Raw genomic sequence first — 16,713 nt, forward strand, 5'->3', positions numbered from 1 at the left:
TTACATATAGGAAAAGTTATTCGATGCCCAGTATTACTATTTATACAACATCAGATCATCACCTAGAAACTTGTGATTTTGCTGATTTTTCTACTTCTTTGACCAAACTTACCAAAGAGATTCTGAAAGCTAAAGATAATAATATCCATATAGCTTATCTAATTGCGGATGTAGGTTATGGGGAATCTGTATACTTTGAGGCTAAACTTAGACAAGAAGTTTTTCGTAGTGAGTCAGTCATGAATGAATTCTCACGTCAGGTTGATTTATTAATTAGAGAAAAGTTCGGCGTAATTGCGAGAATTCGTTGCTTTCTTTATGATTCCAATAATATTTTCGCAAAAAACTAAAAGGTAACTGTATGAATGATAAATTGCCAATGAAGGACCTTGGAGAGGTACAAGTAACTGCTGTTAGTGATGGCTACTTAAAAGTTGATTTTGGAATGCTGGCGAATATTAGTGAGACAGAGTGTTATTTCATTCAACAAAACGCCTGCCAAGATGAACCTAATTCAGTGCACATTAATGCCTTTTTAGTTCAACACAAAGGTAAAAATATCTTAATTGATAGTGGCGCAGGTAGTTTTAAAGGATGGGGAGGAAGGATAGTAAATAATTTGGCTAAACTTGGGGTGAAACCAAATGATATTGATGCCGTATTACTCACACATGCTCATCCCGATCATATAGGTGGCTTGATCAACTCCTACGGAGAGGCAGTATTTCCAAATGCAGAATTAGTAATTAGTCAAAATGAGTATGATTATCTAAAAGATGACAAAAAGTTTTTTTCTTCCAGCGATCGTGTCAAAGGTAATTTTATTTTTGCTCGCAATGTTTTAAAACAGTATCAAGAAAATCTGCGGTTAGTTAATGAAGGTGAGGTACTTGCTGGTATACGTGCATTACCATTAAAAGGGCATACACCAGGACATACTGGTTATAAAGTCGAGGGAGAAAATAGTAGTTTATTGATTTGGGGTGATATTGTCCACTTTCCACATATCCAACTTTTAAAACCGAATGTCTCAATTGCTTTCGATTATGATCCTAAATTGGCAGCGGAAACCCGTATTCGCATCCTTGATATGGTGAGTTCTAAACACATTCTTGTTGGTGGGATTCATTTTGGATATGAAGGTTTTGGTTATATTCAAAAGCTTAAAAGAGGATATAAAATTGTACTTACTGATTAATTAACTAATGTTTTTTCAAATCATATTTAATAATTTTTTAAGCTATCAATTGTAACCATCCCCTAAAATAGTACAGCAAAAAAGTAGAAAATTCTCTATGATAAAAGAAAAGGGAATTTAATTATGAAAAAAATGACTGAACATCAAATTGTCGCTATTTTAAAAAAAGCTGAAGCGGGTATTCCGGTTAAAGAACTGTGCCGTAAATATGGCATGGGTAATTCAACTTTCTATAAATGACGAGAAAAATACGGCGGAATGGAAACTTCGGATATCAAACGCTTAAAGGAAATACTTTGAGGTCCCTCTGATGAAAATAATTTTGGCAAAGTTTCGAGAAAGAACCTTTGTCAATATACGTACACCTTCTTGAAAACGGAATAAATGTTATATTCTGAATTTGGATAATAGTATTGTGAGAGAAAGGGATTGTGTCAATAAGATACTCTCCCATTCCTTTAATATCTGAGCAATGTGGAACAGTTTGCGTGTTAAAATATTTCAATAGCATAGTCTGAGCTAGTATCATGCGTGCAGGTCAGTTAATAACCGATATCGTGCAACCGAGGATCTTGGAATATTGATATCATCATATCAATGAATTTATCAGTATCCAAATAGGGACAATCAACACGGTAGATAAGCTCAATTTTAAAATCATTAAACTCTCTAGCTAGCTGATGAATTTTTATTTTGTTCTTAATTTCATTACTGATTGAGCAACGTAAAACCAGCGAGACCCCTTTGCCAGTGGCTATGTTTGAAAACAAAACAGGATAAGATCCACATTCAATTACTCGTTTAGGCGTAATGTTACCTTCATTAAACAGTACACTGAAATTGCGAGTTGATGTGGCACATTTTTTACTACTTAACAAAAAAACTTCCCCGTCTAGACTAGATATATTTGTGATTGGTAAATGATTTTTTTCTGTGACAATCACTAATTCGCTGGAGAGTAATGTGAAACATGTATGCCGTTTGTTAGAAAAACCTGCTCCAACGATGACTGCATCAAATTCGTTTTTATCAAAAGCGTTGAGCAAACTGATCGTGTTTCCTATTGAAATATCGATGTTCCAACCCAACTCTTCACCAAAATCAATCAAAGAAGTAATTATATAGGGGGGTAAGCACTCAATTATTCCAATTCTTATGGTCAACTGACCATCTTTGGAGTAGGAAATGTTATTTTTACAATCATTCGCTAGGTTCAGCATTTTAAGTGCGTATTCATAAAGTATCTTACCCTGTGTAGTAGGTAGACATCCTTCGATTTTCCTATCTAATAATGTAACATCTAGCTTTTCCTCCAGACTTCGTATTCGATGAGAAATACTAGACTGCACTCGATTTAGGCGTTCTGCGGCTTGGGTTATATTCCCTGTGTCTACAACTGTTACGAACGCCAGAAGTTCATCTAGCTTCATTTTAACTCTCCTTCTAAGTGTTGAATAAATATTTCAACAATATTTTTAGTTATCAGAAGAGGGCTTTTGTAGGATAGTTGCAGCAAAAATAGTACTAGGCTAAAAATAAACCTTCATATCTAACAACTCTATTCCATGAGCTTGTCTCAACATAATATTATTAGGGTATCAATCTTTTCGATGTACATCACGATTTTATTCACTGGTTTTTTATTATTCTGAGAATTATGATTTTAGCATTAATAACGTTTGTCTATTCTATAACGTAATAGTGACACAATCAAATAGTTGCATGATAAACCGAATAGACTTTGATACGTTATCTAGTGTTAATTACAGCTAATTATTGAAACTTTCTACTCGTAAATAGGATAAAATATGGTGCACACTAAGTTTGATAGAGTAATGAATAATCTGGTTGATTATGCCTACGAGCAAACAATTTCTGATAATGATGCGATCCGCATGGCACATTTTTGTTTGTTAGATTCGATAGGGTGTGCGATAGCTGCCTCTTCTGATGCCGATTTTTCGAGATTGATGAATAGTGTGCAATTCAGCAAAAACAGTCAGGGCATTCCCATTATAGATAGATCTCTATGGTTAAGACCTTAGGAGGGATTACGGGTATGCTTCAGCTGATTAGTGAAAGTATGCACAATCTATTTTATGTCCTCACCGCTTACTGCTTTCTCAGAAATATTCGTATCAACGGTAGCAAGTAGGAATGGAAAGCTCCTCGTAATCCAGTAATAGCTAGGCCAGAAGAAGTATTGACTCTTGGAATGATGACCTTTCTCGAAAGCAAAAGTTTAGAGACAAAAATTCTTTGCGCATAATTTCATTATAATAAAGGACCTGTAAATATGTCGTTGGTAAGTAATAGCAGTATTCTTGAGCAAGGTTTTGATGTACCAAGGCGCTATTTTGCAGCTGCGGCCATATTGATAGGGGTGCTAATGTCAGCATTAGATGGTTCCATTATTAATATTGCATTACCCTCCATTGCTTGTACGTTACAAATTGATTCTGCATCTAGTATTTGGATTATCAACGGCTATCAGGTTGCCAGCGCAGCCACGATGCTAATTTGTGCATCGCTTGGATCGAGGATTGGTGAAAAGCGTTTTTATACAGCAGGTATGATTTTATTTACACTCTCTTCCTTAGGTTGTAGCCTTTCTCCAACCTTTAGTGCTCTGGTCACTATGCGGATACTACAAGGAATTAGTTACGCTGTAATGATTAGCGTTGGGTTGGGGCTGTACAGAGTTATATTTCCACCTTATAAGTTGGGGACAATATTTGGGCTAAATGCGATGGTATTTGCGGTGGGTACGGCTGTCGGCCCAGCATTAGGAGGAATTATTATTTCTTATTTATCTTGGCCATGGCTTTTTTATATCAACATTCCACTTGGAGGGTTTGCTATAATCTTTTCCTTTATCTCATTAGGGAAAGATAATGAAAATGAAAAAGGCTTTGATTTAGCAGGAGCAATTAGCTCGGCAGGAGCATTAGGCTTGATGGTGATTACAGTTGATCAAATTGGTAGCTGGGAAAATCATTCGTTGATATTTTGCGCAGTGGTTTCAACGATCTTATTTATCCTATTTATTGCTGTCCAGACTCGTTCAAAGCATCCTTTATTACCGCTTGATATATTTTGTTCACGCCGATACACTTTTGCGGTGATCTCTTCCCTATCTATGTTTGTTGCTCAAGGAATTGCGTTGGTAAGCTTACCTTTTGTTTTACAACATACTTATAACTATTCTGTGCTAGAGTCTGCTTTTATCTTTTCACCGTGGCCACTAGCTGTAGCTTGTTGCGCACCTATTGCAGGAAGACTGTCAAACCGTTTTAATCCTACCCATATATCTACTATTGGCGTGATGTTTTTTTGTATAGGTTTAGGTTCATTAGCTTTGTTATCGGAAGCTGCAACAGTGAGTGACTTCTTGTGGCGAGTGGTCATTTGTGGCGTTGGTTATGGTTTTTTTCTCCCGCCAAATAATAAGGAAATGTTTAGCAATGTTTCAAAAAATCGAACAGTCACAGCGTCTGGAGTATTATCTACAGCCAGAACGACTGGGCAGTCAATCGGTGCTGCTTTGGTAGCTATGGTAATTGCGCTATTAAATGGATTAATGGAGAGTACCAACGCAGAATTTGGTGTATATATTTTTTCTATTGCTTGTGTGATTGCTGCAATATCATCAGTTGTTAGTACATTACGTCTACGTTGTTAAAAAAATTCAAGAGGTGATTAATTGTGTATATAAATTCCAAAGGTACTGTCAAATTAACTTTCTAATATGAGTTTAAATTTGATAACTAATTTTTTATTTATAATTTTGGGTGAAACTCGGGTAATAGAGACCATTCGGTAAATTGACATGTGACTAAAACTCGAAAGGTTTTAGCAGAGCACAAGCACCTTACACAATTGAAATGATCATAGATATTGCCAAATCGAGATAAGAATAATTGTGTTTGCTTTAATGACTTAAATTCAAACATTTATATCGATAATATCATAGTTTTACTAAATCAAACTAAAAAATAATCATTTAACGATTAACAACTCTTCCCACCGAGTAGTATAACGCGGAGTCAGTAATTCACGTTTAATCTGCCAAGGGGCTTGCTTTCTTACGGTGCCTAATTGCACCGTATGTTTACCCATCTTCTGGTTGATGGCATCCAGTGCTTGCATCAACTTATCACTTTTTTGCTTTTGCTCTATATTATTGAACGTTTCAAATAACTCATACTGCGTATCGGTGTGCTTAACCTGTAAGTCAAGTAACACCACGCCGGCCTTCATAAACAAAAAACCTTGTTTATAAATAGCCTGCAATCCCTTTTGTGCGGCTTGAATAATGAGCCGTGAATCATCTGTAGGCAAATGCAGTGGAACCACGATAGAAGGATGATATTGCACGATATCCTCACGAAATCGATTAGTTTTTAAAAAGACCTGTACGGCACTAGTCACAGAACTTTGCTTTCTGAGCTTTTCAGCTCCTCGACTAGCATGAACGCGAATCGCTTCTTGCACATCAAATAGCTCACCAGTTAACTGACCAAAGCTACGCGAAACCATAATATTCTGTTTAGGAATAGATAAATCATCCAATTCGATACAAGGTGTACCTAGTAGCTCTAACACCGTCCGTTCAAGCATCACGGAAAATTGCTGTCTAATTTGTTTAGTGTTTGCTTGCCGCAAATCCCATGCAGTCTGGATGCCTAACGATTGTAGTTTCTCTGAAATACGCCTTCCAACACCCCACACTTTACTCACAGGAAACTGCTGCAAGACTCGACTCAATAAAGGTTTATTATTCGGTAAATAACAAACTCCTTGATAAGTGGGTTGTTTTTTAGCAACATAATTGGCTATTTTGGCTAAAGTTCGTGTTGACGCAATACCGATACTGACGGGGATACCTGTATCACGTTTGACTTTGGTTCTTATTGTTTGACAGTGCGAAATAACATCTGAGAACCCTGTTAAGGAAATAAAGGCTTCATCAATCGAATACAGTTCTACATCTGCTGTATAATCACGCACTGTATTAAAAACACGCTGACTCATATCACCGTATAGCTCATAATTAGAACTCAACAAGGTGATTTTTTTACGAACACTCGGGGAAATTTGATAAGCAGGCATACCCATCGGAACAAGTGGTTTCAACTCATTCGATCGCGCAATGACACAGCCGTCATTATTGGATAAAATACCAATCGGTTGTCCTTCAAGCTTAGGATTAAACACTCGCTCACAAGATGCGTAAAAATTATTACAATCCACTAACCCAATCACAAATAGCCACGACCTCTGAGAGAGTGGATCGTATGAATCACTACTCCCCAAATATGCACTTCTTTACCAGCTAATGAGATCGGTGGATAAAGCGCATTACCAGCTAATAAATGATATTGACCATTAATTACGCCAAGGCATTTACAGGTTAACTCTCCATCAATGGCTGCAATGACCACATCACCGACTACTGGTTCTAAAGAGCGATCAACAATTAATAAATCACCACTAAAAACACCATAATCCACCATTGAATCACCCATTGCCTTGATATAATAGGTCGCACTAGGGTGTTTGACTAAATGCTCAGTTAAATCGAGTTTCGCTTCTAAATAATCATCAGCTGGCGAAGGGAAACCAGCTCTAACTGGTATATCCACCAACGGTAGTTGATTAATAATAGATGTATCAACACAGCCAAGCACAATACAACTGAATTTGTGCAAGAAAATACTCCTAAAAACTAAACGAAAGAACATCACCACTGTTTTTTTAGTTATCGTGGCAAAAAACGAACATGGATAAATATACAGCATATAATGCGAACTTCAACAGATTTTAGTGTAAAAAAATATAAAAGTGTAAATAAAGCACTATGTGAATAAGTTAGCTTGATAGTGTCAAATCAAGGAATAAAATTGGATATATCAAAGCGATTAATACAGAGTGTAATAACTTTTTTAGTTTAGACAACGTGCTACACTATCTACAAGAGCAACTTTTGAATCAATTAATAAGGTCAACTGGACATGAAAAATAGACTATTTATTTTAATATTGTATTTTAATTTTTCTATTATTATGACTGTAAGGACTGAAATGATGAATCCTAATGTAAACACGAACCATTGAACAACATTTGCAAGATGATAACCGTTTAGTGGAGTATAAGTTTTATAGCACTATTACAAAAAGAATTAGTTAATAAAAAAGCTTTCTTCCAGCTAAAAGACCTAGAGAGCAATTAATCCTAACAATTTAGTTGCTCGAATTTTACTTTTTCTGCGCTTCCTCCATCTTCTTTCATTATAAATCAATAAACTACAATTTAAAAAAATATAAATTCAATTTTATCAAAAAATAACTGTCACTAATTTGACTAAAAATTATAGTTAACCTTACAACCATTTAAGCGCTGAAATGTGCTGTTAAATATTGAATACCACAACTTCTATAATATATAAAACACTAAAACAAACAGCGTAAGCGTAATTTTCCAGATAAGCACTATAGGGTATTTACAAAAATATTCACTTTTTAGATTATATTTTTGTAAACAGATTCAGGAGTCAATATCATTTGATAATTAAAACTTCTCAGAATCCTTCTTAGTAAAGCGTGTGATCACCATCATATCAATTAAAAACTCACGAAACAGGTATTCCTCAAATAAATGGGTTAATCAAAAAAATAATACATACCTTAATGGAATGATCAGCAAATAGTTCACCATTCAAAGATAAAAAACAAAAGGTTAAATAATTTCCAACAAAATGCCTTATGAGTTTTTAAAAAATCATTTTAACCATGAAATATAAGCAACTCGGTGTTTTCCTACAATATAAGACTTATTACAAAATTAAGCCCCAATATCACAATTTTTATTTCATTTCATATTTTATTAGAAATAATCTTTAAAAGATAATAAAGTATTAATTCAATGAATTTAGAACACAAAAATGAAGGGATAAACAATGAAAAAAAATTTTTTAACCGTATTGATTGCTGGATTTTTGATGATTGGCTGTGATGACAAACCAACTGAAAACAAAACGCAACAACCAACAGCAGCTTCAGAAGTTAAATCTTCTAAGTCTAAAACTACTGAAGATGTTTCACGGCAATTTGCACTGAAAGCACGTAAAGGTAACATATGGCTAGATGTTTTTAATGCTAATGTCTCCCAAGCTGCAGATAAATTAAGAGGGAATGGACATGGCAGGATGACTTCTTCTCTTTATCATCTTGATAGCAGTGTTGAGGGTTTTTTAAGAGGTATCAGTGATAAAAACGGTAAAATTGATGTCAATTATGTGAAAAAAAATCCAACGAAACTTTTTATCGGTTATCACCCAGGACCAAAAGAGCTTGATGAATATAAACAATTGATTACTGAGTTATTAGCATTTAAACCAGAGTTACCCGAACTTGATGCCGCAGGCAAAGCATTAAGTGATAAATATATTGAAATAGGATTAGCTTATGATCAGATAGCTAAATATTATTTAGATAATGAGTATAAATTGGATGACTTTGCCAAATTACCTGAACTGTTAAATAATTTGAACACGCTTTATAACCAATATATTGAAGCAAAAAGTGTGGCTTTAGCGGCTTATGGTAAATTATACAAAGAAATCCATGCATTTCAAAAATCAGAAATAAAAAACAAAGGGTTAACACTTAACTACAATTGCATGGAAATCATGGATTTATCTGAAGATGTTATCGATTTAATCAATGAAAGCTTTAACGAAGACAACCAGTTTAAAAATCTCGATAAATCAGCCCTTGAACAAAAAATTCAACAAATAGAATCCATAGCCAATGAATTAATGACGAATAAAGGCAAAAATAAATTGATTAAACAACAAGGTTTAAACGATATGTATTATGACGGTTTTGTTGATCGTTTACCTGGATTGATTAATCAAATGAAAGTAGTTTTAAAAAATTTACAGACCAATACTGTAGAAAGAGAAGTTGATTCTTTGAATGGGGAACTTAAAAGTGTAATTAATGGCTATAATCAAGTAATCAATTAAAAATAGATAAAGATCGTTTCATTGCTAACATTTTAGTCATTATCAATGACAATAAATAGTGGTATAAATAAAAGCGGTGTAAATATTACATCGCTGTTTTTTTTTAACTTTATAGCAAATGAGTAGGGCAAGTAATTATCAAAATACTACTGTTTAGTCAAACCTAGATTCATTTGTTTACATCAACAACAAAACGCCCTTTTATTTGCCCTGCAATCATTTTATTTGCCACCTCAACACAATCATTTAGTGTGATTGTATTACTAATATGAGATAACACTTTTTCATCCAGATTGTGTGCCAATAAATTCCATGCTGCCACACGTTTATCATAATTTGCCATCACACTATCCACCCCAGCTAACGAAACACCTCTTAAAATAAACGGCGCAACCGTTGCTGGTAAGTCCATGCCTTGAGCAAGACCACAACACGCCACAATTCCGCCATATCGAGTTTGGGCACAAGCATTTGCTAAAGTGTGCGAACCAACCGCATCGACAACAGCTGACCACAGTTCTTTTTGTAATGGTTTACCCGTTTCTTTTAAGGTTTGACCATCAATAATATTAACTGCGCCAAGTTGTCGTAAATAATGATCTTCTTCAATTTTACTCGTTGATGCGGTGACTTGATAACCAAGTTTAGTAAGTAATGCAACGGCAATTGAGCCAACTCCACCACTAGCACCTGTTACCAAAACCATACCATCTTGTGGTTTTACACCTAAATCAACAATACGTTGGACACAAAGGCCTGCTGTATAACCTGCTGTACCAATTGCCATTGCTTGATAATTTGTAAGTTTGTTGGGCAAGGGTATTAGCCAATCAGATTTTAAATAAGCATATTGTGACAAACATCCCCAATGAGTCTCGCCACACCCCCATCCATTTAATATAACTATATCGCCTTTTTGATAGCGACCACTACGACACTCTAGCACAATACCAACACCATCAATACCTGGTACCATTGGCCACTGTCTAACAACAGGACTTTTATTAGTTAAAGCTAGCGCATCTTTATAGTTAATACTTGAATAGGTTATTTGGATTAAGGTATCACCTTCTTGCGCTAATAACTGCTGTTTACTAATACTCTTTAAGGAGCATGAAAACCCCGTTTTTTCTTCTTTCGATAAAACAATGGCATTAAATGGCATAGTGTCTCCTCATCACATATAGTATCGGAACATCTAAATAATATAATAATCCACTTAAATATTAGATGTTTTTTTAATAATAAAGAGTCATTCGAGAAAAAGCAATGTGATATGTTTGGTTGTGAGGGATAAATAAAAACTGAGCTGATAATAACAAATTACCATGCTCAGTTATAAATCAGAGTTACCAATTAAATAGGCTTGAATACTTAATTTTTAGTCGTATTATTTTTCTTCTTCTGCGCGGCTGATGAAACCGCACCAATAAACACAACATCACTTGACGAATTTAATGCAGTTTCAACCGAATCTTGAATAACGCCAATTGCAATTCCAATGCCAATCACTTTGGCTGAAATTTCGTTAGGTATACCAAACATACTACATGCGACAGGAATAAGCAGTAACGATCCACCCGCAATCCCTGATGCCCCACAAGCACATACTGAAGTTACAATACAAAGTAATACCGCAGAATAGATATCAACATGTATACCAGCACTAGCTGGCATTGAGTTGACGGTGGCTAGAGTTAAAACTGTTATAGTAACGGCAGCACCTGACATATTAATTGCTGCACCTAGCGGTACTGCAACAGTATAGGTGTCTTCATCCATGTTATATTTTTTACAGATTTCAATATTCACTGGAATATTAGCCGCAGAGCTACGCGTAAAGAAAGCAGGTATAGCACTTTCTTTTAAAGAGGTAAACACTAGCTGATAAGGGTTTTTTCGCATAACTAAATAGGCAAGTAATGGATTGATAACTAATGCAACAATTAACATACAAGAAACTAATACAACCAATAAATGGGCATACTTGTACAGTTCATCAAAACCTGTTTCGGCTAATATTGAAGCGACAAGTCCAAATATACCCAAAGGGGCAAATCGGATAATAACTCTTACAATAAAAGAAATAGCATAAGACAGATCATTCATCATGGTTTTAGTACTTTGGCTAGAGTGTCTTAATGCCAAACCGATACCAACACCCCAAATGATAAGACCAATATAGTTTGCATTAATTAGTGCATTTATCGGATTGTCGATCATTTTTTCTAATAAGGTTTTTAAAACAGCAGCAATACCACTAGGCGGTGTAAGTTCAAGGTTATTTAACGTATCACCAAATGAAATCTGTGATGGGAATAAAAAACTAGCAATGGTTGCTAATAATGCGGCTAACATCATTCCGGCAAAATAAAGAGTAATTAACGGTCTCATATTGGCTTGTTTGCCATGTTGATGATTCGATATCGATGCAATCACTAAAATGAGCACAAGTACAGGAGCAACTGATTTCAAAGCATTAATAAATAGCCCACCTATAAGAGACATCGCTAATGCGGTATCTTTCGACACCGCAGCGAGAATAATACCAAATATTAAGCCCCATAAGATCTGCCGTATCAACCCTACTTTTAAGTAAAAACGAACCAAAGGATGTGAAGAATGAGTCATAATATTCCTTTCTTATTAAAATAAAGGTAAAACAATAACATAATTCAACATTGTGTTTATAGAAAATAATCATCATTATAATGTTTTTTTATATATCACTTTACATGATGATTAAATTTAATTATTTATTGCTTTTATATTAGACCTATTTTAAGTGTTCTAATCATTTCCCAAAAATAACCATCTTACTTAAGTAATTCAAGTAGTTGTTTTGCTTTGTTTACTGCTACTGATTTTGCTTTTGCTTGGGCAATATCCGCTAAGCCTTGCCATTGAGAATCAGGTTCAGTTAGATAACCGCGCCTAGTTGCCTCTTTCAAATAAGGAGCATAGTTTAATGACATATCTAAAATCCGATTAATCCAAGCAGGTATTTTTTCACCTTGTTTTACTAGATTTCCAACAAACTTAATGCATTCAATTAATACTGGACAAAATATTGGCAATAAACTTGGCTTTTTTTCTAGTAATCGAATTAATTTAGCGGGGCTTAAATCAGGATAATCAAGAAACAAGATAATAGCTTTGCGCATGGTATCTGCATCAATGATTCCTTTTTTAACATTTTTTTCAAAAATAAAATTTGCTTTATAAGTATCACTGTCTTGAGCCAATAATCCGATAATCACTGTCACTAACGATTTTGAAAAAATCAGATTATCTGTGTTTAAAAAAATCAAATTATATTTACTTGATAATGGCCCATCGTTATTTTCTTGCCAATTACGTGTTTTCTCAACAACAAGTAACTGTTTGTTAATACACCAATGTAACCAAACTCTTGATTGAAAATTAGGTATAACTTGTTGATCTTTTGATAATGCTGGGTAAGCTTCGCATTGGAATTCGTATTCTAAATCATAATACCAATCATTTTTTACTATGTGGAAAACTTGATTAGACACATTGGGGAGTTTTAAAGTAAACATTAACGATTTAGCCAATGCTTTAGAAAAGCGTGATGATTGTTCTATTACAGGCTTACTAATAGTAATTGAAACATTATCTTCAGGCACAACTTTAGCCTTTTGCGGTTTTGGCCATACTTGGTCAAAATCATCAGGAGCTCGCATCGATACGTCTTGTTTTAAAGGGGCGATTTTAGGTAGTTTTTCAACTATGGCTTTTGCTTTCTTAATCGCATTAGCACTACCCTCTTTTTTACTGGCTAACATTCTGATGCCAAGTAATTGCAATTGATTGGCATCGGCTATGCCTTGATCGACAGCATATTGAACTTCTGGTAAAAACTCAGCTATCGCATCAACAGTTTCAAGCGTGCCAGATAACAGTCTTGGTGCTTTACATGATGCGATAATTAATTGATCCAAAATAGGCCAAACCACCGAAAGAATACCTTGTTTTGCAATATCGGTTAATACTGACACTAAACTAGCTATACGACAAGGAACCTGACTAAATCGCTCCAGTAACAAAATATCCGCCACACCTGGAATAAGCAAACCTCTTTGCCATGCATCGTTTACGGCTTGAGCCATATTGCTAGCCACATAAGGCGAATTAGCGCGTTGCATAGCTAACAATGCCATTGCAGAACGTGAATCAAAAGGAGAACGCCTGTTAACAATTTGCTGGAACTCAAAACCTTGATGGTAATATGTTGCCCAATCAATATCTGACGGTATTGCACTATCGTTCCATAACGGGAAAATAGCAAGAATTTTTGTAAACCCGTTATTTCCAATACGTTTAGGAAAATAATTTAATGATTGTGGTAAAGACAGTACGTCTTCAATATAAGTATTTAACGCTAATTTAGGTTCGATTAATGGATCGTCCAGATACTGTAATACTAAAGAGCTAGCATCAATTGGCATTTTTTGTCCTGATTGCAAAACGACTGCAACATTTAACTTCTTGAGTTTTTCTATCGTTGATGATGTTTTTGTCGAAACATCAAGACGAGTCAAGGCTAAAAACAGATCCGCCTCTAATGCATCAATTTTCAACTGTTGATAAATCGCTAATCGTTGACTAAGATCATCCACTGTTATTGAAAGATCACTCATGCTTGGTGTCGACAGTAAACAAGGTATTTTGCCTAAGTTTTTACAAACAATATAATCGCGTGCTGTTAATAAATCAGACAAATATTTATGATACGGAATCTCTTCGCCTTTACGCCAATAAAATAGAAAACCAAGAAGCTGATCAACCCGTAATTTTATACCCGCTAAACTCGCTTTTGCTGCTTGAGGATCGTGATAAGCAATAATATTAGCTACAGCTAAAAATCTTTCCGTCACACTATCATGACCAGATATGTTTCTTTTTACTAATTCAGAGGCTAACTCAGTTAATACATCAGGGGAAATAGGCTCTAATTCAAAAGGCGGCAATTGCCAAAGTGGCGGTGTTGGTTGCCAAAGTTGTTGTAATTCGGAGGAATTAGATTGTACGGTATGATCATCAAGATGCCACTGTGTAATTAGCTTGCTAGTTAAAGCCACAATTGATTCATCAGTTTGGTCAAGTAATAGGTTTAACAAAGGCATAAACAAATCAGTATTTTGGGGCGCTTTGCGATTTAGGGCTATCTTTAACACTAATTTTTTGACCGATTTTATTTTAGATGATAAACATGCCGTCATCACTTCGATTAATAATTCATCATCAACAAAGGGAATTAAAACAGGTGCTAATCGATTAATTATTGCAGATTCACCCATGGCTAGTAACGGAATTAAAGCAGGTACTCGCTGGCACAATTCAGCATCGGTAATACCTAAATCATAAAGTGTATCTAACCATACTTTACGATCTATAGGACGAATAGCGATATCTAAAGCTAAAAAAAGTAACTCTTTTGCTTGCTCTCGGTCAAGCCAACCTAATGTTACCCCCAAGCAAAGCACCTCGATAAATGACCGTGTAGCAGGTGTATATCGCTATAGCAATATGAATATGTTCGATAAATCGACGCTGACATTGAGCTATATTTGGAGGAATTTTATCGTAAAAAGGGTTGACAACATCTGCATCATGAGTAGCAACTGAAAAATGCTTTACAACATCATCACCACGCATAGCAACCGCCGCATACAACGTCCAACCGCCGATATAATTCTGATTTTTAGGAATAACCAAATTTAAACGATCAACCAACTGAACAGCAAGATCTGTAGGCGCAGACGCTTGTTGCACAAAATTTTGTGCGTAATTTTCACCTCGTTCAATAATAACCGGCAATAACAAAGATGAATAAGTATAATGAGCAAGCTTTAACGCTCGGCTCACTGATACCCCAATCCGAATGGCGTACAAAGCTAAATATGCTTTATTACACTTAACATAATCTTGCCATACAAAAGTGTTGCTTACTTTGACATAGTCACCCCATTTGCCACTTTTTAATCCTAAAAGTGCAATCTTTTGCTGCTCTTTGCTACCTAACGGTTGTTGTAAAATATTATCAGCTGTGACATTGTTCCAATTCAAAGAAGTAAAAATCACTTCGGCTTTTGCTAAGTTAGCATTCATAAATATTTTCCTTAATTTGCACTGCCAAAATATGTTTACACGGCCCTTTTTTGAGTTGATGATTCAGGTACCATGAGCAAGTACATTGTGATGTCATTTTACTATTCTGCCTAACAAAACGGACACGATAGTCTTCGTTATTCGAGCAAACCATCCATGTGTTTTCATCAACCCGATCAATACATTCAATCAATTTATAGGCCGATTTTAAACGCGGATTATCTTTGATAAGTCGATTAGGATCTTCAGGCAATTGACGATGAAAATAGCCATTCTGGTGTACATCAAAACCCAACTTACCTGAAACAGCTAGATACGCCAGCGAACTATTAATGCACTGAGTATTTAACCCTGTTTTTATCGCTAGCTGAGTCAGATCGATCAGCGAATCAAATTGTAAAATAGATTGAACAAGTTGAGCATTTTGTAATTGCTGTTTTGGTGCAAGCAGCTCAAGTAAGGCACCTTCGCCAGAATAGCCTTGCCATGGCTGTGCAGTTAAGCTCAAAGTAAGTCTTGCACCGTCGAGTTCAACTTCAACCATGCAGGGTCCTTGTTCGCCACTTGCTAGCTGATAAAAAGTTAAACGCTTAACATTGGTCGTTAATCGCTTAAGTGCACTTAACCGATGTAGCCCAGAAATATACACACTATCGAGACCGCCTTGAGCCATCAATTTAATACCAGTATTAGATGGCACTAGCCAGCTTGATTGATGTTTACTAGTCACGGTTGGCAATCCTGCAATAAAGGTTTGTGCTTGTATTCCCGTTACCGTAAAAACAGCGACCATTTTGGTATGAATTTCAGCTACATTACCAAGTGCTCGAATCCACCTATCTGGCATTGCAACAGGGCGCTCAATAATGGCCTTTATTCCAATTACATCTTCATCTTGTTTTTGGATATGGCGCATAGCCAAACCTTGATTACCAATATTAAGATGAAGTTTGTCTCTATTATTAACCTGAGTTAGCGCTTACCTTAAGCTAATACCAATATCTACATTGGTTGTGCCTCGTAATATTTGTCCATCAAACCCTTGTTGTAACAAATCTAAACGAGCATAAACACTATTGCAGGCAGAAAAAACCTCTGCTCTTAATTGATTCCCTTGTGCAGATAAAATAGGATCACGAAAAGCTACCGGCACTGGTTTAAAATATCGGGTCGCAGTAATATCAGCTAGAACCAGTAAAGATCTAGCAAGAATTTGTGGGTAAAGTGCATAACCAGCAAAAAATTGAGGGTTGTCAATAATTCCATCTGGTGTTAAGGCTGGCGATAACGCTAAGGCTAATACGTCGTTAGTGAGTTTTGATTGCTGAGAAAACTTCAATATAAATCATCCTAA

Annotated in this window: 15 protein-coding genes; 6 read left to right on the forward strand and 9 right to left on the reverse strand. The window is 35.5% G+C overall.

The genetic code is table 11. The features are described from left to right. Positions 1–23: 23 nt before the first annotated feature. The 3 genes from A9G32_RS03650 to A9G32_RS13485 all read left to right on the forward strand — a co-directional run bounded on the left by A9G32_RS03650 (position 24) and on the right by A9G32_RS13485 (position 1,438). Positions 24–350 carry a hypothetical protein gene (locus A9G32_RS03650; RefSeq protein WP_065590835.1) on the forward strand — a complete coding sequence of 109 codons (327 nt, stop codon included), beginning with the start codon at positions 24–26 and terminating at the stop codon, positions 348–350. 11 nt (positions 351–361) lie between these two features. Continuing rightward, the gene (locus A9G32_RS03655) at positions 362–1,198 is read left to right on the forward strand and encodes an MBL fold metallo-hydrolase (protein WP_065590834.1); all 837 of its coding nucleotides are present in this window, start codon (positions 362–364) and stop codon (positions 1,196–1,198) included. Positions 1,199–1,321: 123 nt separating this feature from the next. Beyond that, entirely contained in the window at positions 1,322–1,438 is a 117-nt protein-coding gene (locus tag A9G32_RS13485) for a transposase (protein WP_141672780.1), read from the forward strand. Between the two features lie 302 nt (positions 1,439–1,740). Here the strand turns inward: A9G32_RS13485 and A9G32_RS03660 are convergent, their stop codons facing one another. After that, positions 1,741–2,628, reverse strand: coding sequence for a LysR family transcriptional regulator (locus A9G32_RS03660; RefSeq protein ID WP_065590833.1), 888 nt, complete (start codon positions 2,626–2,628; stop codon positions 1,741–1,743). 378 nt (positions 2,629–3,006) lie between these two features. Here A9G32_RS03660 and A9G32_RS03665 point away from each other — a divergent pair, with 378 nt between their 5' ends. After that, entirely contained in the window at positions 3,007–3,243 is a 237-nt protein-coding gene (locus A9G32_RS03665; RefSeq protein WP_065590832.1) for a hypothetical protein, read from the forward strand. Positions 3,244–3,494: 251 nt separating this feature from the next. After that, a complete protein-coding gene (locus A9G32_RS03670) occupies positions 3,495–4,880 on the forward strand; it encodes an MFS transporter (RefSeq protein ID WP_065590831.1) in 1,386 nt (461 codons plus the stop codon). Between the two features lie 317 nt (positions 4,881–5,197). Here A9G32_RS03670 and A9G32_RS03675 read toward each other — a convergent pair whose 3' ends face one another. Further along, the gene (locus A9G32_RS03675; protein ID WP_218055819.1) at positions 5,198–6,514 is read right to left on the reverse strand and encodes a Y-family DNA polymerase; all 1,317 of its coding nucleotides are present in this window, start codon (positions 6,512–6,514) and stop codon (positions 5,198–5,200) included. Continuing rightward, positions 6,460–6,909: a LexA family protein gene (locus A9G32_RS03680; RefSeq protein ID WP_208610499.1), complete on the reverse strand. Its 450-nt coding sequence runs from the start codon at positions 6,907–6,909 to the stop codon at positions 6,460–6,462. The genes A9G32_RS03675 and A9G32_RS03680 overlap by 55 nt, the downstream gene beginning before the upstream one ends. Before the next feature lie 1,247 nt (positions 6,910–8,156). On the opposite strand from A9G32_RS03680, the gene A9G32_RS03685 reads away from it, so the two are divergent. Beyond that, the gene (locus tag A9G32_RS03685) at positions 8,157–9,227 is read left to right on the forward strand and encodes a DUF3829 domain-containing protein (RefSeq protein ID WP_065590829.1); all 1,071 of its coding nucleotides are present in this window, start codon (positions 8,157–8,159) and stop codon (positions 9,225–9,227) included. Between the two features lie 169 nt (positions 9,228–9,396). Here A9G32_RS03685 and acuI read toward each other — a convergent pair whose 3' ends face one another. The 6 genes from acuI to A9G32_RS13190 all read right to left on the reverse strand — a co-directional run bounded on the left by acuI (position 9,397) and on the right by A9G32_RS13190 (position 16,698). Continuing rightward, entirely contained in the window at positions 9,397–10,392 is a 996-nt protein-coding gene (gene acuI / locus A9G32_RS03690; RefSeq protein WP_065590828.1) for an acrylyl-CoA reductase (NADPH), read from the reverse strand. Positions 10,393–10,601: 209 nt separating this feature from the next. Then, complete coding sequence (gene sstT, locus A9G32_RS03695) at positions 10,602–11,861, reverse strand: serine/threonine transporter SstT (RefSeq protein ID WP_442902817.1); 1,260 nt, start codon at positions 11,859–11,861, stop codon at positions 10,602–10,604. Positions 11,862–12,043: 182 nt separating this feature from the next. After that, positions 12,044–14,725: a hypothetical protein gene (locus tag A9G32_RS03700; protein WP_065640639.1), complete on the reverse strand. Its 2,682-nt coding sequence runs from the start codon at positions 14,723–14,725 to the stop codon at positions 12,044–12,046. Then, entirely contained in the window at positions 14,700–15,359 is a 660-nt protein-coding gene (locus tag A9G32_RS03705) for a hypothetical protein (RefSeq protein ID WP_065590825.1), read from the reverse strand. The genes A9G32_RS03700 and A9G32_RS03705 overlap by 26 nt, the downstream gene beginning before the upstream one ends. Then, positions 15,349–16,275, reverse strand: a complete 927-nt coding sequence (locus A9G32_RS03710) for an SWIM zinc finger family protein (protein ID WP_218055820.1) — start codon at positions 16,273–16,275, stop codon at positions 15,349–15,351. Before A9G32_RS03710 ends, A9G32_RS03705 begins: the two co-directional genes overlap by 11 nt. A gap of 63 nt (positions 16,276–16,338) precedes the next feature. Beyond that, positions 16,339–16,698: a hypothetical protein gene (locus A9G32_RS13190; RefSeq protein ID WP_218055821.1), complete on the reverse strand. Its 360-nt coding sequence runs from the start codon at positions 16,696–16,698 to the stop codon at positions 16,339–16,341. Positions 16,699–16,713: the final 15 nt, after the last annotated feature.

Origin of the sequence: Gilliamella sp. Gris3-2 (assembly GCF_001690345.1) — a bacterium.
Taxonomy (GTDB): domain Bacteria; phylum Pseudomonadota; class Gammaproteobacteria; order Enterobacterales; family Orbaceae; genus Gilliamella; species Gilliamella bombi.

Bases quoted from the DNA above. Each gene is read 5' to 3' on its own strand.
- A9G32_RS03650 (WP_065590835.1), top strand. From the start codon at position 24: ATGCCCAGTATTACTATTTATACAACATCAGATCATCACCTAGAAACT.
- A9G32_RS03655 (WP_065590834.1), top strand. From the start codon at position 362: ATGAATGATAAATTGCCAATGAAGGACCTTGGAGAGGTACAAGTAACT.
- A9G32_RS13485 (WP_141672780.1), top strand. From the start codon at position 1,322: ATGAAAAAAATGACTGAACATCAAATTGTCGCTATTTTAAAAAAAGCT.
- A9G32_RS03660 (WP_065590833.1), bottom strand. From the start codon at position 2,628: ATGAAGCTAGATGAACTTCTGGCGTTCGTAACAGTTGTAGACACAGGG.
- A9G32_RS03665 (WP_065590832.1), top strand. From the start codon at position 3,007: ATGGTGCACACTAAGTTTGATAGAGTAATGAATAATCTGGTTGATTAT.
- A9G32_RS03670 (WP_065590831.1), top strand. From the start codon at position 3,495: ATGTCGTTGGTAAGTAATAGCAGTATTCTTGAGCAAGGTTTTGATGTA.
- A9G32_RS03685 (WP_065590829.1), top strand. From the start codon at position 8,157: ATGAAAAAAAATTTTTTAACCGTATTGATTGCTGGATTTTTGATGATT.
- acuI (WP_065590828.1), bottom strand. From the start codon at position 10,392: ATGCCATTTAATGCCATTGTTTTATCGAAAGAAGAAAAAACGGGGTTT.
- A9G32_RS03705 (WP_065590825.1), bottom strand. From the start codon at position 15,359: ATGAATGCTAACTTAGCAAAAGCCGAAGTGATTTTTACTTCTTTGAAT.
- A9G32_RS03710 (WP_218055820.1), bottom strand. From the start codon at position 16,275: ATGCGCCATATCCAAAAACAAGATGAAGATGTAATTGGAATAAAGGCC.